Consider the following 21,244-nt stretch of genomic DNA (forward strand, 5'->3'; position numbering starts at 1 on the left):
TGGGTATTTAAAATGAAAAAGTTTATTTTTCTATTTACGTTGTTTTTTTCATGGAATTGTATTGCAAATGAAATTTTTGAATCTCAAAGCATGGAAGAAAATAAATACGAAATTGCCTATTTTTTATCTGCATCAATACCTGAGAAAACGTTAGCATCATTGATGAAGTCTGCTGAGAATAAAAATATACCTATTTATTTTAATGGATTAATTGATGATAGTGTTGATAAAACAGCTAAATATATTTTGTATTTGGTTCAAAAATATAAAGTAAATGGCATTGAAATAGATCCTAATCGTTTTGAATATTACAATATCAAAGCTGTACCAGCTTTAATTAAACGTTGTGATAATAAATTTGATATTATTTATGGTTCTGGTTCTATTGAACAATCTCTTGATATCATTAAGTCAGAAGGAGATTGTAAAAATGAATAATAAAATAAAAAGTATGAATGTTTTTATTTTTTTTCTATGTTTTTCTTTCTCTATTTCAGCTATATCAAATGATATGAGAAATTCTTCAAAAGAAGGTAGTGATATAGGGCGAAATTCAATTGATGGCGTTCGATCATCAATAGCTGACTTCAATCCAGAAAAAGAGTTTAAAGGATTTACAGCTAATCCTGATGAAATAAAATTCAAAGATAATGGCGCTGGATTAAGTAACGCAGGTAACAAAGAATTGTCAGATTCTGAATTGGGGAAAATAGCTAGAGATAGTTTCATTAATAACCCAAAAGATAAAATATCATGGGATAGCGACTTGATACAAAATTCATTGAATATAAAAGATCAAGCTGATGGAATAGTCGGTGGAATGGGAGAGAACTGTGTAAAACAAGTAAAGAATGAAAGCTACTTTACTAATCATTTTTGCGAAAAAGAAGAAACTATAAAAGGTGAGTGTACAAGAACTGCAACAGTAAAGTTTGTTGAAGCTAAAACAGTAGAAATAAAAAAATATAAAATGTATTTGCCAACTGATTTTACATATAGCGGTTTCTCAGATAGTAACGGGGTATATAGATACGTAATAAAGCCTAATATATATGGAAGAGTTATATCTGCAAGTTATGAAAGAGAAAGTCAGAATCTTTGTGGCACCTGTCATTCTTCATGGTTTAGTTTTGTAGATTATCTTCATGTTGATTACAGATTAAAAGAATCTTCACCTTTAACAAAATTAGATAAGTTTCCTGAATTTTTTGATCAAAATACAAAATTAGTTTTTGAACACCCAAGTAAAGTGGGGCCAGTGACTGGCGGAATTAGAAAGTTTAGATTTTATTTTGATATAGAAGTAGAAACTAAAACAATTAAACCTGAAATAGTTTGGGTTGAAAACTGCCCCATAGATAAATCAGAAGCAGTTAAAACTAAAGAAATTTGTACACAAAAAGGAGAAAATAGAAAGTTTGTTAATAATGGAAAAACATTCGATGTATATAGTGATTGTTGGGGATATACAGAAGAATGGGTAATAAATGAATCTGATGATAACACATGCCAAAAATATGAAAATAATGTCAATTGTACTGTTGGTCAGCGAAGATGTTTATTAAAAGTTGGAAATACGTGTATTAGAAATGAAATCAAATACCAATGCCAACATACAACGAAAACAGAGGGTTATATCTGTGGAGGTAAATTTTATTGTGATGACGGTTCTTGTGTTGATGTAATAGGTAGTGAAAATAATGATTTTGGAGCAGTAGTTAGTCAATTGGCATCATTAGGACAAGCTGGTAAAGATGTCATGGGGTTAGATGAAGAAAACATGCGTGCTTTCTCAGGAAAAGCTATGCAGTGTAGAAAAGCAACAGCTGGTTTCAGTAATTGTTGTAAATCTAGTGGTTGGGGTAATGACATAGGATTAGCAAGTTGTAATTCAGAAGAAAAAGCAATTGGAGAAGCAAAAGAGAAGAATATAGTAATATCAATTGGAACTTATTGCTCTAAAAAGGTATTAGGTGTTTGCTTGCAAAAGAAAAGCTCTTATTGTGTATTCGATAATATGTTAGCAAGAATTGTTCAGGCTCAAGGTCGCGCTGGTCAGTTAGGTGTGGGATTTGGTAGTGCTAAAAGCCCTGATTGTCGTGGAATAACAATAAATGAATTGCAAAAAATACGATTTGATCATATTGATTTTTCAGATTTTTTTGATGAACTAAATAATAATATCTCTATACCAGACCAAGATAAATTATTAAATGAAGTTAATCGTAGAATGCAGGATAAATTTAATGATGGAAAAAAATAATATGAAAACTCTTTTACCTTTTATTTTTTTGTTGGTTATCAATCCATGTAAAGCCGATGTTAAAGGTATTGATTACGAAGATCCTGTTGGTTATCAGTTTTATAATTTACCAGAAAAAAAAGAGATTATTGAAGAAAAAAAAATAAAACCAGAAATTGAAATGTCACAGTCAGAAATTGCAATGATTCAAATGAAAGCAATACAAAAAAAATTAGATGAATCAAAAGCAAATGCAATTATGAATCCAACAACTGAAAATATTGCGATTTATAAAACGTATCAAGATTTTTTTACTGAAAAAGCAAGTGTTTTTTCATCTCAATGGGAGAAAACTTTATTAGAATATCCTCATTTAGATTATAACATCCAAAATTCACATTATAATGCGACCGCATCAATAAAAACAGCCAAGGAGAGACAAGAACAAGCTAATGCAGTAAAAATGGTTAATCAACAATATGGAATTTTCTTTTTTTATAGAGGGAGTGAACCACTTGATAATCATTTAGCCAAAGTTGTTAAAGAATTTAGTTTGCAATACGATTTAGCTATTGTAGCTATTAGTGTGGATGGAAGAATATCATCTGAATATCCAGAATCTAAAATAGATGAAGGGCAGTTTGATAAAATGAATGTGAAATATTTACCTGCAATATTTTTAGTTGAACCTCGAAAAGAAAATTTTAAACCGTTATCTTATGGTTTCATATCACAAGATGATCTTGCAAGAAGAATGCTAAACGTTGTTACTGATTTTAAACCAAGAATTTGATTGAATCATAAAAATTTACCATTAAAATAAAATCAAATGGCTTGTTTTTGAGGGTGATATGAAAAGTAAAATTAAATACCTAGCTTTTGGGGTTAGTGCTTTCTTTGCCATTAATTCCTATGCATCAACGATTGATCAAATAAAAATTCTTGAAGAAAGAAAAAATGGAAATTATGTACAAGAAGAAACAATAAAAAATGAAATTAAAAAAGAAAATATAATTAATCTATCAACAGGAAAATCGATTGATATATCTGAATGGCAAATCGTTCATTTTATAAAAAGTGATTGTCCTTACTGTCATCAATTTGACCCTACATTGAAACAGATTGCAGATAGTATAAATCTACCAGTTTTTGTTTTTAGTTTTGACGGGATGGGAGATAATTCATTTCCTTTAGTTTATCCAGTTAATAATGAAATTATTAGAACATTTTTTGCTGAAATTCCCCAAGCAACTCCAACCTCATTTTTAGTTAATGTTAATACATTAGTAACTGTTCCTCTTTCACAAGGGGCTATATCGGCAAACTCACTATTACAACGATTAGATGAAAGTTTTATTCTGATTGATAAATTAAAAAATGAAGAGGGGGTAATAAAATGAATATAAAAAAATTTAAGCTTTCTTTATTGTTTTTATGTTGTACTTTTTCAATTTCATCTCATGCTGATGTCAATTCAGATCTTAATAATTTTTTTAATAAGCTAGGGGGCGGTTCTAACGTAACACAAGCTGGAGCATGGAAAGGTCAGTCGGCAGGATATCTAACCGGCGGATCTTTATTTGTTAGAACTCCTGTGAGAAACATTCAATTAATATCAGTAACCTTACCGGATGTTAAAGCTGGTTGTGGCGGAATAGATGCTTACTTAGGCGCATTTTCTTTTATTAATAGTGATCAGATCAAGGCTATGGCTAAACAAATTCTAAGCAATGCTGTTGGTTATGCATTTGACTTAGCATTAGAAACTACAATGCCACAAATAAAATCAGTAAAAGATTATTTACAACGATTAGCTCAAGATATGAATAATTTAAACGTATCTACCTGTCAAGCTGCACAAGGTATTGTTGGAGGGTTAGCTCCAAAAACACAAGCAACTAGTGAGTTTATTTGCCAATCAATAGCTCAAAATCACAGCGTTTTTGCTGACTGGGCAGGAGCAAGGCAAGGCTGTGGTGCGGGCGGTGAAACTGAAAAAGTTTTTAATAAAGCAAATGCAGAAGAGCAAAAAAGAATACCAAGAAATAAAAACATAACATGGTCATCTTTTGAAAAAATAGGGCAATTTATTTCAAATGATAGAGAGTTAAAAGAGTTAATGATGACTTCTGTGGGTACTGTTATTTATGACAGTAAAGGTAATTTATCAATTATTCCATCCCTAGGGGCTAATGATTCATTAATTAACTCACTATTATATGGCGGGGAAACAGAAATTTACCGTTGTGATGAAACTTCAAAGTGTTTGAAACCTAAAAAAGCAAAGTTAAATATAACACCATCAAAATCAATGGTTGAACAAGTGAGAGCAACCTTAAGAAGTATATTTAATAAGGTTAGGAAAGATACAGCATTAGATGCAAAAGAAATCGCATTTATTCAAAGCACGAGAATAAAAATACTCAGCTTTATTATTGATAGTGCATCGTTAAAATTAGATGAATCATTTGTCACAAATCTATCTGAATATATAGCTCTTGATATTACGTTAGCTTATATAGATGGGCTAGTTGATACTGTTGAGATGGCGGGAGCTGGATCATTAAATACAGAAGAAGAGAGTAAGCAATTTCAAAATAATTTACTAAGTGTTAGACAAAAACTTAGTCAGCTCTTGAGTAAAGTTCAAATAAAACAAAACGCATTTATTGATGCGGATAATCAAATCATGATGCTAAGAAAGCAATTATCAAACTCTGTATCATCACAGATGATGCAAAACTATACATGGGAGTAAAAAATGTCTGCACCTCTCGAAATTACAGTTTTGTATGGAGTTGATATTGTTCATCAAACCTTTCAAGCTGTTGCAACTATTGTAAAAAATAAAGGTTGGTATACTTTATTAGTTTTAGCTGAAAGTATCGGCATAATTGCATGTATTATTCAATATATCAAAACTCAAGATTTAAAGTCTATTGGGCTATGGATGATGAGTTTTGTAATTATAACAAGCATGTTAATAACACCAACTAGAAGTATTGTTGTTACCGATTTAGCAACTCCAAGTATAACCAAAAAGGTTGATAATGTTCCAGTAGGGCTAGTAGCTCCATTTTATCTAATCACATCAATAGGAAATGGCACTGCAAGAATGTATGACACTTTTTTTGCACAGCCTGATGAATTTCAATATACAAAAACAGGATTATTATTTGGACAAAAATTATTACAGGATAGTTATTCTCTAGGGATTAAAAGCCCTGAATTCAATATGAATTTTGGAGACTATACTAATAACTGTATAGTTCCTGATATGCAATTGAATGGAAAATATTCTGTTGCACAATTATTTAATAGTGACAAAACGTATGAAACAATATTCTCTAATCCAAGCCCTGTCCGTGGAATTTATTACAAATTAGCTACGGGAGGAGATGCTATTTATTTATCTTGTAGAGATGCGTCAAAAAGATTAGCACCATTACTTGAAAAAGAAGCTAACAATCCGAGTAGTCCTACCCTATTGAATTTAAGTAAAAAATATTCAGTTGGAGCTAACGGGCAAATAAATAATGTAATATTGCCATCACGTATAAATAATGTATATCACGGTCTAATAGGTGCTAGCCAAAGTACCGTCGAAATTTTAAAGCAGAATTTGACAGCTAATGCACTACGAAACTCAATGGGGCAATATCCAGCATCACGAGATGCCAGTGCTGATTTGATCGGCATAGCTTCTCAGCAGTCATTAATGAAAATGAAGTTGGCACAGTTGTCTAGTTATGAAGTCGCAGGGGAAATGCTTCCAGCTTTACATACTGCGTTTTTAACATTAATGATTGGAATATTTCCAATCATGGTATTAGCTTTATTTATCCGAGAATTAACCTGGTCGGTTGTAAAAAATTATTTGAATGTTTTAGGTAGTTTGATGTTATGGCCAATTCTTTTTGCAATTTTTAATCACATTATTAATACCATAGCAAGCTACTCATTAGCAGGGCAAAGTTTTACTATTTCCAATATGGACGTGGCGCTAAAAAATGCATCGAGTATGGCAGGTATTGCATCATGGCTAATGTTATCCATTCCATTTATTTCATTTAGATTATTTACAGGGTTAGGTCAGCAAATTGCTAGTGCAGGTTCATATTTGGGTAATGCATTAATGAGCGCTACATCTGCCGATGCTAGCAGTGTTGCCAGTGGTAATTATAACTTTGGTAATATGAGTATGCAGAATGTTAATGGATTTAAAACAGACTTAAACCAATCATTTAGGTCTGGAATGTCTAGTGTTCAGACTCCTACTGGAGGGATGGTTTCAACAACTGAATCAGGGCAACATATCTATGAAGCTAACATGTCAAAATTGCCGATGAATATTGATACTTCGTCAATGTTAGATTCTTCATTTAGTAAAGCGCTTGGAGCACAACAAAGAGAGACTCAGAATTATCAAGAAGGATATCGTAGTTCTGTTAGTGACACATTTAATACAGCCACAGCCTTAAGTAATAATTTTGCGAAGAGTGCTGATATGGAATCGGGCTTAACCCAAGAACAACGTGATTCTATTGAGCAAATTAGACGTCAATCTAGTGAAGCCAGTAATAGCATGAGTAGCTCTGATTATACTAATAGTGATTATAGAACTGTCACACAAAGTTCTGATTCTTTTGGGGTTGGAGCTGGAGTGTCAGGTAATATTGGTGCTGGCACAGGAAATGCACCAGTTAAAGCTAATGTTGGAGCTGAAGCTACTGCCTCATATCGTCATCAATGGTTTGATGCTAATGAAGATAGTGCATCATTTGGAAATAGAACATCTGATGATAAAAGAGTATCTGAAAGTTTTGCAGATAGTAAATCTGCACAAGTTGTTAAAAATATGTCTGATAATGATATTGAACGAATTAGAGATAGCGAAACTCGTTCGTTAATGTATGACTTAAGATCTAGTTTAAATAAAACTAGTGAAAATTATGCTGGATTTAATGAAAGTCAAAGTAAAGAAAAAACGATTTCACAACAAGCAAATCTTACTGAGTCAAATCGTTTATCCGCATCTGAATCATTAGGGCATGAATACGCTCAATTCGTAACAAATAAAATGGGTGTTGAATCTGCAACTAGAATATTAACTGATGCAGGAACACCAGAAATGAGAGATCAAAGAGAGCAATTAAAAGAAGAATTTACTAATATGATGGCTAATAATATTAGAAATGGTCATTTTAATAATGAATCGAATGTGGTTGATACATATAATGGAATGAATGTATCAAAAGGAAACGGTCAATTTAATTTAGAAAATTTCAAAAATAATAATCAAAATTTAGCTAACTATGCAAATAAAGGTGGAATTATTCAAAATATTACAACGTATGATCTAAATGGTGGTAAAAATAATCAAAGCCTTTTAGATGGGGTGAACTATAATATAAGTGTAGAAGGAAAAGCGAGTAAAGAAGAACAAAATGTAATAAATAATAGAGTAGAACATAGTAATGATTTATCAGATGTAAAACAGAAAATAAATAATAATCAGATAGAAATATCAGAACAGAAAGGGTTTAATAAAAACAAGTATGATGAACAATCATAGGTGAGTAAATGAAATATTTTAATTTTTTACTATTATTTTCTTTGATTTTTTCAATCGGATTTCTTTTCTTTGATAGAAATTTACTAAATATTATTTTTAGTTTACTTTTTTGTATTGCATTTTTCAGTGTCTTTTCAAAAAATTTCAGAGAACAGAAAATAAAACTAAAGATGGTTTTTTTATTTGTTAATTTTATAGGGCTATGTTCAGTAATTATTATTCATTTTATGAATATTAAAAGTATTGAGATCAATCAGATTCGGAATCAAATACCTATCTTTCTATCTCTGATTTGTTTATTTATAAACTGTTTTTTAATTTTTGTTATTGAATTTAAATTGAAATTTTCTTCACGGTACAAACAATGTTCAAGTTTAGATGAGGTAAACCCTGCAACGGGTTTACCTATGCAAAATGGCATTGATTCGGGAGGAAATGTTTTTGGTCAAAGAATGCATCGAAAAGATTAGAAATTAATAATTAGATAAAGTAGGTAAGAAATGAGTTTAAATGCAAGGAACATGACTCAGGGTGGTCAAGTCATAAAGTACATGATCAGCATGTTCTTACAAATCACAAATATTGTAGCTTATTGGGCTTTTATTGCTGGAATTGTTGCTTTCTTTTCATACATGTTATATGCCATGAAATGGGTTTTTTTTAAACATGGAATGTATTATTTTTATGTAAAAAAAATACTGCTTGGCTTTAACTTTAGTGGAATTGCAAGTCTAAATAATAAAGATATTTATGTATTTGAATGGGTAAATTCAGACGGTAGTATTTCTACATTTAGTAGAACATCTTCTCAAATTATTCATGATCCTTATTTTATTCAATGTGGGGAATTGTTAAAAGATACCGCTTTTACTGCTTGGGGAGTAGGAATCGCTGTCTATGTTTTTATCTTATTTACGGTATTTTTCTTTTTAGGAAGAAAGGGTGCATTACAAAGACAAAGTAAATTTATTGGAGGGCGATATTTAGCTAAATCCATTAAAGAAGTTAACAAAATTTTAAAAAAAAATAAGAAGCTATCAAAGTATAAAATTGGAGATTTGCATATCTCAAAAGATAGTGAATTGCAAAATATTGCATTACATGGAACAGTTGGTTCAGGGAAAAGTAATGTAATTAATAATTTTCTTGAACAACTTCAAAAAGAGAAAAAAAGAGCTTTCATTTACGATAAAGGGAATAACTTTATTCCATTATTTTATAGGGATGGTAAGGATAAAATACTCAGTCCTATGGATAAACGTTGTCCAAATTGGGATCTGTGGTTGGAGTGTAGAGATAAAGCTGATTTTGAATCTTTTGCTTTGCCTCTTGTTCCTGAAAGCAAATCGGGTGATCCGTTTTGGATAATATCAGCTAGGCGTTTATTTGTATCTACTGCTGAAAAAATGCGTTCAGACCCAGAACGTTCAATAAAGAAATTATTAAATAATTTACTCTCTATCTCGCTTAGTGATTTACAAAAATATGTTCAAAATACGGATGCGAGTAGTTTAGTGGAGGGAAGTATAGAAAAAACAGCAATGACAATTCGTGGAATATTGGGAGCTTATGTAAATGCTCTGCGTTATTGTGAACATTTAAATGATAATACCAGTGAACCATTTTCAATTAGAGATTGGGTTCAAAATGCAGATGATGATGCATGGATTTTTATCCCGTCAGATGGGCGTCTACATGCATCATTAAAACCTTTAATCACAACGTGGCTGAATATCCTAATGAAATCAATATTATCATTAGAAAGAAGTCGGACAAGGCGAATATGGGCAACTTTAGATGAACTGCCAAGTTTGCATGAACTACCTATTTTATTAGAGTTTTTAGCTGAAGCTAGAAAATTTGGAGGCGTTGGGCTGATAGGTGTTCAAAATTTTTCTCAACTAGAGGCAACTTATGGAACTCAAAATGCCCGTGCAATATGGGATTTATGTAATACAACAGCTTATTTTAGGGCACCATCAGGACATGTTTCTGAATGGGTACAAAAAGAATTAGGTGAAATACATCATAAAAAGTTTCAAGATCAATATAGTTATGGTGTTGATACTATCAGGGATGGTGTTAATTTTTCCTCACCTGATACTCGTGAAATGATTGTAAGTTATTCTGATGTTCAAAATTTGAATGATTTAGAATGTTATGTTTCCCTTTTGGGGGATGTTCCCATTGTTAAAGTAAAACTTAAATATAAAGAATTTCCCAAAATAGCAGAAGGAAAAATAGAAAGAGATAATATAGGCGTAGAATCTTTAAGTGAAAATGTAAAACTTATTGAAGATGAATTTATTAATAATTTATTTGATAAAAAAAACAAGCCTCAAGAAAACAATAGAAGTGAGTCTAAAACAGAAAATAGTGAAGGAACTGAACAAAATATTAAAGTATCAAGTGTATTATTAGAGTCTGGTGTCGGGAATGATAGTTCAAATAGCAAAAATAAAACACAAGATGCAGAAATAGATAATGAGACTAATATTTTAAAACACAAAAATAAAGAAAATGATTTAGGACTTTTTTAATAAAAAGGATCATATATATGCTTTCATTATCAACTGTTAGTAGTTCAGGTGGCGCTAGTAATTATTATGAACAATCAGATAACTATTATTTTTTAGGAGATGCGACAACTCAATGGTTTGGGAAGGGTGCCGAGAAACTTGGATTGCATGGGAATGTAAATAGAGATGATTTTATTAATGTTTTAGAAGGAAAACTGACTAACGGACAAAGCCTAGAATATATTGTTGATGGAAAAAATAAACATAGACCAGGCTATGACCTTACTTTCTCTGCACCAAAAAGTGTTTCAGTGCTAGCTTTAGTGATGCAAGATAAAGATGTTTTAAACGCTCACATAAATGCAGTTAATAAAACATTGACTGAAATTGAAAAAATGGCATCTAGTAGGATAATGGAAGATGGTATTTCTGGAATAGAAGAAACGGGAAATATAACATCAGCATTATTTTTACATGATACAAACAGAAACCTAGAACCGCATTTACATACACATGCAATAATGGCAAATATAACGGAAACAGAGTCTGGAAAATGGAAAACATTATCTACTGATAGAAGTAATGAGCTAAATGCATTTATTGAGACTATTTGGAAGAACCCAATCGCATTGGGTAGTCTATATAGGCAATATTTAAAACCAGAACTTAAATCTTTAGGTTACAGCTTTGTTGAAGCTGGAAAAAATGGTCAGTGGGAGATAGAGGGTGTACCAACAGATGAGTTTTCTAGCAGAAGAAAAGAGATCATAGATGCCGTAGGTGAAGATGCAACAGCTAAGCAAAAGAGTGTTGCAACAAAAGATACTCGTAAGAAAAAAGATTTTTCTAATATTGAAGAAGTTAGAGAAGAATGGAAAAAAAAGCTAGCTAATACGGGGTTCAAACATGATTCGATTAAGAAAATTTCATCTATTAAAAATGAAGAATTGCATGATATCAGTGATGTAAAAGATACGGTTAAAAAAGTTATTTTAAATTTGGAGTCTAACTCTGCTAAATTTACACATGATAAAATAATGACCAATATTATTAATTCTATATCTGCTGATAAAATCAATGAAATTAAAGATATAAGAAAATTAATAAAAAAAGAAGTTGAAAATGGTATTTTAGTACCTTTAAGTAAGGATGGTGATCTTTATACCACTATTAAGCATTTGAAAAATGAAACTGAAATCATTAGATCTATAAACCAATTAAATGAAAAGACAAATAATATAATCAATAAGTCAGGATCTAAAATATCTCAATATTTAAGTAAAAATGAGAGGTCATTTTATTCTATTTCTTTAATTGGTAATAATGAATTTAAAAAAAACATTATAGGTGAAATATCAGATATTGCGGAATATAATAAGAAAAAACACATTGTTATTGTTAATGATCTGAAAAGTAAAAAATTTATTGAAAATAGTAATAAAGAAAAAAATCTATTAGCTATAACGGCTAATGAGTTTTTATCTATTGATAAAAGTAATAATAATATAGTTTCACTATACCAAGCAGAGAGATTTTCATTAAGTATTGTTAAAGAACTACTTAATAAAGTTGAAAATAATAATGATACTTTTATATCAATAGATACGAAAACAAAAAATAATGAAGGAATATTTACTGATGTTTTAAATAAGATGAATGTTGAGAATTTTAATCTTTATGAAAAAAATGAAAATAAAAAAACATTTTTTGTCAATAATATTGAAAAAAATGAAAGAATAAATTTAGCCACGAAACAATTTATAACTCTATCATTAAATAATAAAGATACAATAATACAAGTTAGTGACAGTAAAACTAAAAATATAGTCAATAATAACGTAAGGAAAGCATTAGTTGAAAATGGATTTCTATCTAAAGATAAAGTAGACATAAAAAATGAGAATAAATTATTTCTTAATGATTCCAATAGAAATTTAAGAAACACATATAAAAAAGGTTATTTTTTAGAAAACACAAAAAGTAATGTAAAAAGTGAAATAATAGATATAAATAAGAATACCAATGTTCTTTTTTTACAAGATGAAAAAGGAAATAAATCACAATTACCTATTTCCAACATTAATAATGAATTTAACTTAATAGAAAGAAAAAAACTTGAACTAAGAATAGGTGATAAGTTAAAAACATATAAAGGATTTAATAATGTTAAGGGTAACTCAAGTTATTCTGTCGTTGGTTTTAAAAAAGGGAATTTTATTTTCGGAGATAAAGTAATTATAGAGAATGAAAATGGAGATAAAATATCCATTAATCCTATGAAAAATAATAGTTTTCACTATGATTACTGTGAAACATACGGAAGTTCATTAGGCAATGATAAAACAATTATAGCTATAATGAATGAAAAGGATGTAACTAGCCAAAATATAAATAAAATAAAAAATAGTGGTAATACTATTATAGCAATCACCGGATTAGATAAAGAAAAAACGGATGCTAAAATAGGTAAAGCAGATATTGGTATTAGACATATACCCAATCTAACAGGAAGTATTGCTGATACATTGAAATCAATTGATAATCTTAAAAATAACATTACAACTGATTTAGAAAAAATAATTTCTCTCAGTATTGATAAAGCAAGCTCAGGGAAAGTAATTTTTAATGGTGCGTCAGTCATGATGAATGCAAATGGATTCAGTGATAATGTTAGTGTCAATGATGTACAAATAGCATTTGAAAACCTGATTAAATCAGGTGAAATAATACCGATTTCTACTAGTGCTATTACAGATAATTTTATAAAAAAAGAAACATTTGATAACGAGTTAAGTATCTTAAAAAAAATATTTGATGGTAAGAATACTATGCAACCTTTGGTTAGTGATTTTGTTTCGTTTGAGAATACGAAACTAACAAATGGGCAAAAGCTAGCTGGAGAGATGATCTTAAAATCAAAAGATAATATAATTGCAATTCAAGGTTATGCTGGTGTCGGCAAAACCACACAATTTAAAACTATTGCTCAAACTATTGGTGCGAATAGACAGGATATAGAATTAAGAGGTTTAGCACCAACTCATAAAGCTGTATCAGAATTGAAATCAGCTGGTATAGCATCACAAACCATAGCTAGTTTTATAAATGATATATCGACAGGTAATGGTAATACTAATTATAAAAATTCAGTTTTTATTATTGATGAAATGTCAATGAGTGGCAATAAGTCAACGATTACATTGATCAATAACATTATTGATAATGGAGGTAGAATTATTTTATCTGGAGATAAAGATCAGCTCAAATCTTTTGAGAATGGTGCGCCTTTCAAACTAACATTAGAACGCAGTGTAATTGATAATGTTGTAATGAAAGAAATAGTAAGACAATCACCCGAATTAAAACCAGCAATTGAAAAAATCATTTCAGGTAAAATAAGGGAATCATTAGATGTTATTGATACAATTTCACCTTTATCTGTACCAAGAATAAATGATAAAAAAGCTATCCCAGAAAAATCAATAATTGATTTATCAAAGAATGAAAATTCAGCTAAACAACTAATAATTGATGACTTTACTAGTCGAACTCATACAGCAAGAAATAATACATTCATTATTACTCCTTTGAACTCAGATAGAAATGAGATTAATGCAGGAATACATAAAGAATTGTGTCAGATGAATGAAATAAAAGAGACTATAAAAATACCTACCCTAGAAAGAGTAAATAGCCAAGAGTATGACTTAAGAAGTAGCAAATTTTGGAATGATAATAAAGGTAATATAGCTAGTATTGGAGAGGAGTATTTCAAAATAAAAGAATCAGATAATAATGGAATAATATCTTTATTAAACTTGAGTAATAATAATGAATATTCACTTTCAGCGCTTGATTTAAATTCAAAAAATGTTGCACTTTACAAGTCTAAACATTTAGAAATAGGTGTGGGTGAAAAAGTTAGATTAACAGTAACAGATAAAGAGCGTAACGCATTTAATAATGATATAGGAACGGTTGTTTCAACTGAAAATAATCAATTACTTGTCGATTTTGAAGGTAAGAAAATTAATTTTTCACCATTTGAGAATATTTCAGAACGACATTTAGATTATTCGTATGCTATCACATCTTACAGTTCACAAGGAACATCTATACCTTATGTCATAATATATGACGGATTATCTAATGGTAAAAAACAATTATCAGCATTAGATAATACGTATGTTGAGTTGTCACGTAGTAAAGAACATGTACAAATATATGTTGATAACCTTAATGAATGGGTAACACATATAGAAAAAAATTCAGGAACACGGCTTACAGCTCATGATGTTTTAAATAGAAATGAAAATATTTCAGCAGATCGTGAGTTGGAATTCTGGAAATCAAGTAAATTGCTTCCATCAACTCTTATGGAGAAAACCCCTGAATTATTGCATTCAGCTAGATTCAATGAGAATAGACAAGAATTATTATTAGAAGTACATAATGATTATGGTGTTCATCGTGGAAATTATCATATCCCAATGGGAATATTTTCAGGAGCCATTAATATGAATGATGCATACTATAAAGGAGCATCAGATGGGCATTTAATTGTTATTAATAAAGGTCAAACAGATACAGATGTAGTAGTTTATCCTAAAGATGAACTTGAAAAAATTATTAATAGCGATATCAATGAGTCAGTAATTATAGATCTTAATGAGAAAAAAGAAGATGTAAGTAATATATTGCTTTTAAAGGAAAACGAGATAAATCTTGATGAAATTTTACATGATATTTTAGATAATAAAAAAGATGAAAAATTAGTGTTAGAAGTTGATGAAGCTAAGGAAATTATTATTGATAATGTAACAGAGATAAAGCATGTACAAGAAGAAAAATTCCTATCTGATAAGGAAATACAATCCAATAATGATAATAAGAATATTAAACTAGATGAAGAAAATATACTAAAACATACAGATAGTGAACTCAGAAAAGATCTTGATATAAATCTATAATTTAGTTATATAAATATCAAACTAATTAGTAGAAGAAAAATCCAAAATACTAGAGGTAAAAATGAGTGAATTAAAGCGTGAGCAAGAGTATGAAATTATTTCTCAAAACTTAGCTAGCATTACATCTTTAAGACGTTTTTGTAATCAGAAAGATTACAAGTGGTTACAAGAGGTGAAAGATAAACTTGATGCTATCATTGAGGAAAGAAAAGAAGAAGAAGAAAAAAGAGAATTAGCATTGATTGAAGAAGAAGAAAAACGCTTAAAAGCCATCGAATATATTGAGTCATTAGGTTTAGACCCTGATGTCTTAACTATATCTGTATTTGATCGCTCAAATACAGGTGAAAAAAAATCAAGAAAAAAAGTAAGAAAAGAAGCTAAACCTCGTTATCGCTTTACTGACCCCGAGACAGGAAAAATGGATACGTGGACAGGACTTGGTAGAATGAAAAAAGGTTTACGTGCATTGATTGAAGCTGGTAATAACTTAGAACAATATTTAATTTCAGATAATGAAAATATATCCAATCAATAATTTCATTAAATTAATAGTTATCTTTTTATCTACATTGCCCCTTTTGGGGCAATGTAAGGATATTTTTATCGGTGACTCTCTTACATACGAACTAGCAATGAGTTATCAAAAACATGCTCCAGTTGATGCAAAATATCTTGAAAGTACAGGGCTAAATTCAAATAAGTTATTAGACTGGAATAGTTATATCAAAGGTATAAGTCTTGAAAAATATAAAGTCGTCTATATTGTATTAGGCACCAATGATCTAATTCAAAACAATGAAATGTTAATGTATAAACAAAAGGTTAGAAATTTCATTCTAACTATTAAAATGAAAAATGATAATATCGTATGGTTATTACCTCCTGCGTTAGAAAATAAGAAAAATAATATATTATTAAACAATGCAAGATCATCAATTATAGACGTTGCTAATATTGAAGGAATTAAACTATACGATATGAGAAGCGTGTTAGGTTATGATTTTAAAGAAAAAAACAACAACATACATATCAGAACTAAAGATGGTATTCATATAACAAAAAATGGTGCAAATGCAGTTATTAATAGTATGTTGATAAGTAATTGATTGAAAACTAACGCGCTACGCTTGTTGAATAGTGACCCAAAAAATAAATGAATTTATTTTTTTCTCACTATTTATATTAAAATGTAGGAAGTAAAATGAATGATACATTAAAAGTAGATAGTTATGGTAAACGCTATTATAAAAAAGGAACTTTTTATAAAAAAAGAAATTCTTATAAGAAATTCAATATAACTAATAGCTTAAAATTTAGATGTAAATATGAATTGAAAGAAAGCAATATTAATGACTTGGATCATCTTGATAAATTCTTTAGAAGTAGCCTTTCTTTAATGTCACCATCCTTAATGATATTTACAGGTTTTGCAATATTAGGGCAACTTTATGGTAAGGAAACACTACTTTCTCAAGTAAGTGCGTTTTCAATTTCACTTTTCCTTTCGATTGTTTTGTTCTTTCTACATTCCGATTATAAAAAAACTAAGCGTAAAATGAAAAGTAACTTTATGATTTTTATCGTTTCATTATTAGCTTTCGTATTTTCATTAATTCTTATTTTAACTATTGGATTGGCTGGATTCAATGCAGTTAACTCAACATCTTTTCTTTATAACGATGAATTAAAACAAAGCCAGCCAGCTGAAGCTGGTCAATCTCAACAACCAAGTAAAGTAAGCCAGCCAGCTGAAGCCGATCAATCTCAGCAACCAAGTAAAGTAAGCCAGCCAGCTGAAGTCGGTCAATTCAAACCATTGGCGAAAATAACATATATGCTATAATAGCGTTTGAGTTATAATGTGTTTTATGTTATATTTTATCCTTCATTGCAACAGAAGGACAAAAAAAGTGTTTCAATTATTTTTTCATCCTGAAGTATTAAAGGAATTAGAAAATCTTGAGCCAGAAAACTACGCCAAGATTATCTTTTTATTAGAAAAACTTAAACAGAAAGGAAATCTATTACGTTATCCAGATTCTAGATTAATAAGGGATGGACTTTTTGAATTAAGAACAGGAAATAAAGACATTACCCGTACTTTTTTTGCTTTTGCTAAGGGAAAAAAAATATATATTTTGAGAGTTTTCGTTAAAAAAACAAAGAAAACACCAGAGAGTGAAATTATCTTATCTTTCAAAAGATTAAGTGAATTATCTTAGAGTGTTTTAAAATATATTAATATTAATTTTTATTCAGGATGAGAATTAATAAAAATATTATAGGAGAGTAAATAGTATAATTGGTTAAAATTACAACTAAAAATGAGTAATAAATTTCTATTAAATAGAGATGAATTTTGAGGATACATTAAAAATGACTGTAGAAAACGCAAAAATTAAACCAATTCCATTTGACATGGTAAAAGAGCAAGCATTCAGCAATCCTGATGTTGAACAAGCTTATAAATTATTAAAACAGGAGGAAGAGCTACAAGAGCTATTAACTGAAATGCGTGTAAAAGCAGGTCTTAATAGCTCTCAAGTAGCTGAAAAAATGGGAGTGTCTCAACCTTCAATTAGTAGACTTGAAAAAAATGTTGCTAAAGCAAGTTTTCACACATTAGAACGCTATGCGAAAGCATGCGGTACTACCTTAAGAATTCAAGCTGACTGGGCATCTATTAAGCCCTGATCATTAATTACCTACATAAAGGTATCAATTATGAATTATATAGAAGGCTTAAAAAATAATAGATACGAATTTGTACGAAGCCCAGTATCTGATGAAGTGAGGGAAAAATTGATTATTCTTATGCAAAATGAAAATAATCGTAATATGTTGGCTGAGGATATTATAGAAATGATACTGATCGCTAGAAACTCACCAGATGGGCTTCAGGCAGTTAATGGGTATATAGATAAAATAATAAATTTATCTAGTCGTTTCGCCCTTGAAAAGGATCAGATATAACAGCTTTTGATAAAAGCATAAATGGTGATCAATACGCTACATTATGTTAATAAAATAAACTAGTTAAAAATCATAGTGTAGCATTTTTAAATACTCTTTATCTTTTTTTTTATTCGATAGAATTGAGCATATTTTATTCCAGATAATTGCATAATCTCAATATCAGTTAATGATAAATTACCACTTAGTTTTTCTTTAATAAGTTTTTGTGCTTTGAGTGCATTTTCTGATACAGTTCTACCTTTATATAACCCCTTCTTTTTTGCTATTGAAATCCCCTCTTTTTGCCGTTGACGTATAAATGATCGCTCTAGTTCGGCTACTGCTCCAAGTAATGTGATGATGAATTTACTGGTTGGCTGGTTATCAAAAGTCATTTTATTATCAATAAATTCAATTTTTACCCCCTGCTCTGTCATTTCAGCTAAGAGCAGTAATAAATCTTGGGTATTGCGTGCCAATCTATCTACTGATTTTACCTTTACTGTATCACCTTCACGTAGTTGCATTCTTAATGATGCCAGTCCTGGTCGATCAGTAGATTTTCCCGATACTCTATCAATAAATGTTTTATCACATTCTATAAGAGCATCTGTTTGTCGTTCTATATTTTGTTCTCTTGTACTAATTCGAGCATATCCAAAGATCATTTTATGTATACCCATCCCTTAATTAAAAGATTTATCAAATTAATATCATTAGCATCATATAAAAGATACTATATCATTTTTATTATAGTTATAACCTAAATGATACTATATATAGCATACTGTCTAGCGGTATCTTTTGACTATAATCTAATGATATGAAAGTGGTTATAAAAAACGCTCATTTTTTGAGCGTTGATATTAGTTAAGTGGCTTTTATATTAATAACGGATTATTAGGTATTAATTTGAAAGGTACTTGCTATATTCTGCATTTCATCTGTGATGATGTCATACGATATTTGAATAGAAGCACCATTAGCTATTATTAGCCTTTTTCGTATATGCTTTCCTATTGCTTTATCTGACTCTATCGATTGATACGAAATGGATTTTTTTCCTTGCTTTAATTCTTTTATTTCTTTTTCTATTTCGTATAATCCGAATGTTTCTAATGTAATAGTATTATCTTCATTAGATTCTGTATAAACTTTTATAGAATCCCCATTTTCTGATATCAATTTTTCTCTAATTGTTTTTCCTAAAGTCATATCATCTAATGAAATGTCAATATTAAAATTTTTCATGTGAATATACCTTATGGTTAAATTTAATTACTTAGAATAATTATTTCTTTCCAAATATTTTTTTTGCATTGCTAACTGATTTTTTTTCAATATTATTTACTTGTCTGTTTTTTAGGTATTGTTCTTCTTCGGAAACATATAATGATTTTTTTTCTTTAACGGTATTAACCGTATCTTCATTTAATCCTTCAATTATATCAAATATAGCCTTAATATCAGTGATTTTTCCTGAGCTTTGTAATACAGCTTTTAACAATTCTGGCAAATTCTCATTTAACTTACGCAATTCAAAAACAAGAGATAGACCATCTCTTACCGTTTGTGTTTTATTTCTTTCTTTTTCGTAGAATGAGAGTAACTCATTTTGTTCAGGATTTTCAGTATTAAGGTAAAAGAATAATTTTTTATTGCTCATCATCTTCTCATTATCAAGAATGAACTAAATGTAGGGCTTTAACTAGCGCCATTTGGGGTGTTTCTAATTTTATTACTTTATCATTTAACTGCGCCCAATGTCTTTTAATATGTGTATAGATCAATTCAGCACCTCCTCCTGTTAAATAAATACGATGGAATCCAGTATAATTTTGTTCAACATGAGCAATGCAATTTTCAGCTAATTTTTTTAGAGATAGATTTAATTGGTTATTTATCATTTCTATTAAATTATGATTATTAACCATTTTATCGATATTCTCATTACTTAAGATACGACGAATTAATATATCAATATGATTGTAATTTAAGTATGTATCAGCTTTAATTAAAGCATTGGACATCTCTTTAATTAGTGATTGAGTACCAATTGTATGATCTCCTGATACTTTTATTACATCGGAAAACTCCCCCATAATTAAACCGCAATCAAGAGTTGTTCCCCCTAAATCTAAAATTAGAGATTTTTCATATGTATCAATATCATTTCCTAATTCAGGTACTAATGCTGGTATAGATTCTGGGTAAACATAAACATTATCAAAAGTGAATGTATCACCGCTATTTAAGAAAACCTCACGTTTAATGTTAGATATTTTTCGTTCTATGTTTTTTGAGTTTTCTTGTCCGTCGGTGTCATAAAACTCTGAAATTGGCAAAGTGACAACGATATCTAGACATTGTGGTTTTAATCCAGATTCTTGCAATACCTGCTGAATTCCTAATGCATTAATTCCATTATATTGATAGCGAATATTTGTTGTTACTTCAATAGATGAATTGTTAGGTGAATACGCATATTTCTGCCCTTCTAATAAATAATTGTATGATTTTTCTGAATTCAATACATTTGATTTCCAGCCAGATATAAAACCATTTGGGATCACTTTTAATTGCAATGAATTACTTTCGTCAAACCAAGCTAGTTTTGTTGCAGTTGAACCGTCATCACAATATACAATCATTATTTATCCTTATGTTGTTTGTGGTGGTTGAAAACCACCATTAAGTAACCACTATACCACCATTGAGTAACCATATTGCCACTGCTTTATGAATAAAGCAATCATAATATGTATTTTTATGGTGGTATTGTGGTGTTATTATAAGGGCTGTTATTGCGGGATTATATGATTACGGGATTATGTGATTACATAATTATAGGATTATTTAATCCTATAATCGTGATTTTGTGATAATAGTATCGTTCATTTTTATTTTTATAATTATAATATTACAGGATTACAGGATTACAGGATTACAGGATTACAGGATTACAGGATTACAGGATTAC

The 21,244-nt window shown here is 29.7% G+C and carries 18 protein-coding genes; 14 read left to right on the plus strand and 4 right to left on the minus strand.

Annotation, left to right across the window (positions count from 1 at the left end):
• Positions 1-12: 12 nt before the first annotated feature.
• The 14 genes from trbC (at position 13) to ABN236_RS18795 (ending at position 18,282) form a co-directional block, all read left to right on the plus strand.
• Positions 13-438 carry a type-F conjugative transfer system pilin assembly protein TrbC gene (trbC, locus tag ABN236_RS18730; protein WP_349474668.1) on the plus strand — a complete coding sequence of 142 codons (426 nt, stop codon included), beginning with the start codon at positions 13-15 and terminating at the stop codon, positions 436-438.
• Positions 431-2,263 carry a conjugal transfer protein TraN gene (locus tag ABN236_RS18735; protein WP_349474669.1) on the plus strand — a complete coding sequence of 611 codons (1,833 nt, stop codon included), beginning with the start codon at positions 431-433 and terminating at the stop codon, positions 2,261-2,263. Before trbC ends, ABN236_RS18735 begins: the two co-directional genes overlap by 8 nt.
• Entirely contained in the window at positions 2,247-3,035 is a 789-nt protein-coding gene (traF, locus tag ABN236_RS18740) for a type-F conjugative transfer system pilin assembly protein TraF (protein ID WP_349474670.1), read from the plus strand. The genes ABN236_RS18735 and traF overlap by 17 nt, the downstream gene beginning before the upstream one ends.
• A gap of 58 nt (positions 3,036-3,093) precedes the next feature.
• Entirely contained in the window at positions 3,094-3,642 is a 549-nt protein-coding gene (gene trbB, locus ABN236_RS18745) for a type-F conjugative transfer system pilin assembly thiol-disulfide isomerase TrbB (RefSeq protein WP_349474671.1), read from the plus strand.
• Complete coding sequence (locus tag ABN236_RS18750) at positions 3,639-5,000, plus strand: conjugal transfer protein TraH (RefSeq protein ID WP_349474672.1); 1,362 nt, start codon at positions 3,639-3,641, stop codon at positions 4,998-5,000. Before trbB ends, ABN236_RS18750 begins: the two co-directional genes overlap by 4 nt.
• 3 nt (positions 5,001-5,003) lie before the next feature.
• Positions 5,004-7,817: a conjugal transfer mating-pair stabilization protein TraG gene (gene traG, locus ABN236_RS18755; protein WP_349474673.1), complete on the plus strand. Its 2,814-nt coding sequence runs from the start codon at positions 5,004-5,006 to the stop codon at positions 7,815-7,817.
• A gap of 500 nt (positions 7,818-8,317) precedes the next feature.
• Positions 8,318-10,357, plus strand: coding sequence for a type IV conjugative transfer system coupling protein TraD (gene traD, locus ABN236_RS18760; protein WP_349474674.1), 2,040 nt, complete (start codon positions 8,318-8,320; stop codon positions 10,355-10,357).
• Between the two features lie 17 nt (positions 10,358-10,374).
• Positions 10,375-15,306 (plus strand): MobF family relaxase, encoded by a 4,932-nt coding sequence (mobF, locus tag ABN236_RS18765; protein WP_349474675.1) that lies wholly within the window; start codon positions 10,375-10,377, stop codon positions 15,304-15,306.
• A 61-nt stretch (positions 15,307-15,367) separates the two neighbouring features.
• Positions 15,368-15,844: an H-NS histone family protein gene (locus tag ABN236_RS18770; protein WP_349474676.1), complete on the plus strand. Its 477-nt coding sequence runs from the start codon at positions 15,368-15,370 to the stop codon at positions 15,842-15,844.
• On the plus strand, positions 15,822-16,415 hold the full coding sequence (locus ABN236_RS18775) for a DUF459 domain-containing protein (RefSeq protein ID WP_502929631.1): 594 nt from the start codon (positions 15,822-15,824) through the stop codon (positions 16,413-16,415). Before ABN236_RS18770 ends, ABN236_RS18775 begins: the two co-directional genes overlap by 23 nt.
• Positions 16,416-16,510: 95 nt before the next feature.
• A complete protein-coding gene (locus ABN236_RS18780; RefSeq protein ID WP_349474678.1) occupies positions 16,511-17,152 on the plus strand; it encodes a hypothetical protein in 642 nt (213 codons plus the stop codon).
• A gap of 67 nt (positions 17,153-17,219) precedes the next feature.
• On the plus strand, positions 17,220-17,531 hold the full coding sequence (locus tag ABN236_RS18785) for a type II toxin-antitoxin system RelE/ParE family toxin (RefSeq protein WP_349474680.1): 312 nt from the start codon (positions 17,220-17,222) through the stop codon (positions 17,529-17,531).
• 154 nt (positions 17,532-17,685) lie between these two features.
• Positions 17,686-18,003, plus strand: a complete 318-nt coding sequence (locus tag ABN236_RS18790) for a helix-turn-helix domain-containing protein (RefSeq protein ID WP_349474681.1) — start codon at positions 17,686-17,688, stop codon at positions 18,001-18,003.
• A gap of 30 nt (positions 18,004-18,033) precedes the next feature.
• Positions 18,034-18,282, plus strand: coding sequence for a hypothetical protein (locus ABN236_RS18795; protein WP_349474682.1), 249 nt, complete (start codon positions 18,034-18,036; stop codon positions 18,280-18,282).
• Positions 18,283-18,368: 86 nt separating this feature from the next.
• On the opposite strand, the gene ABN236_RS18800 is transcribed toward ABN236_RS18795, so the two are convergent.
• The 4 genes from ABN236_RS18800 to parM all read right to left on the minus strand — a co-directional run bounded on the left by ABN236_RS18800 (position 18,369) and on the right by parM (position 20,915).
• Entirely contained in the window at positions 18,369-18,932 is a 564-nt protein-coding gene (locus ABN236_RS18800) for a recombinase family protein (RefSeq protein WP_349474683.1), read from the minus strand.
• Positions 18,933-19,164: 232 nt separating this feature from the next.
• Positions 19,165-19,515, minus strand: coding sequence for a hypothetical protein (locus ABN236_RS18805; protein ID WP_349474684.1), 351 nt, complete (start codon positions 19,513-19,515; stop codon positions 19,165-19,167).
• Between the two features lie 40 nt (positions 19,516-19,555).
• Positions 19,556-19,930, minus strand: a complete 375-nt coding sequence (locus ABN236_RS18810; protein WP_349474685.1) for a hypothetical protein — start codon at positions 19,928-19,930, stop codon at positions 19,556-19,558.
• Positions 19,931-19,943: 13 nt separating this feature from the next.
• Positions 19,944-20,915: a plasmid segregation protein ParM domain-containing protein gene (parM, locus tag ABN236_RS18815; RefSeq protein WP_349474687.1), complete on the minus strand. Its 972-nt coding sequence runs from the start codon at positions 20,913-20,915 to the stop codon at positions 19,944-19,946.
• Positions 20,916-21,244 lie beyond the last annotated feature (329 nt).

This window comes from Proteus sp. fly-1013, assembly GCF_040140245.1.
Lineage (GTDB): Bacteria > Pseudomonadota > Gammaproteobacteria > Enterobacterales > Enterobacteriaceae > Proteus > Proteus mirabilis_B.

Excerpts from the sequence above, each read along its gene's own strand:
- ABN236_RS18810 (WP_349474685.1), bottom strand. The coding sequence starts at position 19,930 with ATGAGCAATAAAAAATTATTCTTTTACCTTAATACTGAAAATCCTGAA.
- trbB (WP_349474671.1), top strand. The coding sequence starts at position 3,094 with ATGAAAAGTAAAATTAAATACCTAGCTTTTGGGGTTAGTGCTTTCTTT.
- ABN236_RS18735 (WP_349474669.1), top strand. The coding sequence starts at position 431 with ATGAATAATAAAATAAAAAGTATGAATGTTTTTATTTTTTTTCTATGT.
- traD (WP_349474674.1), top strand. The coding sequence starts at position 8,318 with ATGAGTTTAAATGCAAGGAACATGACTCAGGGTGGTCAAGTCATAAAG.
- traF (WP_349474670.1), top strand. The coding sequence starts at position 2,247 with ATGATGGAAAAAAATAATATGAAAACTCTTTTACCTTTTATTTTTTTG.
- trbC (WP_349474668.1), top strand. The coding sequence starts at position 13 with ATGAAAAAGTTTATTTTTCTATTTACGTTGTTTTTTTCATGGAATTGT.
- ABN236_RS18775 (WP_502929631.1), top strand. The coding sequence starts at position 15,822 with ATGAAAATATATCCAATCAATAATTTCATTAAATTAATAGTTATCTTT.
- ABN236_RS18790 (WP_349474681.1), top strand. The coding sequence starts at position 17,686 with ATGACTGTAGAAAACGCAAAAATTAAACCAATTCCATTTGACATGGTA.
- ABN236_RS18795 (WP_349474682.1), top strand. The coding sequence starts at position 18,034 with ATGAATTATATAGAAGGCTTAAAAAATAATAGATACGAATTTGTACGA.
- parM (WP_349474687.1), bottom strand. The coding sequence starts at position 20,915 with ATGATTGTATATTGTGATGACGGTTCAACTGCAACAAAACTAGCTTGG.
- ABN236_RS18780 (WP_349474678.1), top strand. The coding sequence starts at position 16,511 with ATGAATGATACATTAAAAGTAGATAGTTATGGTAAACGCTATTATAAA.
- mobF (WP_349474675.1), top strand. The coding sequence starts at position 10,375 with ATGCTTTCATTATCAACTGTTAGTAGTTCAGGTGGCGCTAGTAATTAT.
- ABN236_RS18805 (WP_349474684.1), bottom strand. The coding sequence starts at position 19,515 with ATGAAAAATTTTAATATTGACATTTCATTAGATGATATGACTTTAGGA.
- ABN236_RS18750 (WP_349474672.1), top strand. The coding sequence starts at position 3,639 with ATGAATATAAAAAAATTTAAGCTTTCTTTATTGTTTTTATGTTGTACT.
- ABN236_RS18800 (WP_349474683.1), bottom strand. The coding sequence starts at position 18,932 with ATGATCTTTGGATATGCTCGAATTAGTACAAGAGAACAAAATATAGAA.
- traG (WP_349474673.1), top strand. The coding sequence starts at position 5,004 with ATGTCTGCACCTCTCGAAATTACAGTTTTGTATGGAGTTGATATTGTT.
- ABN236_RS18770 (WP_349474676.1), top strand. The coding sequence starts at position 15,368 with ATGAGTGAATTAAAGCGTGAGCAAGAGTATGAAATTATTTCTCAAAAC.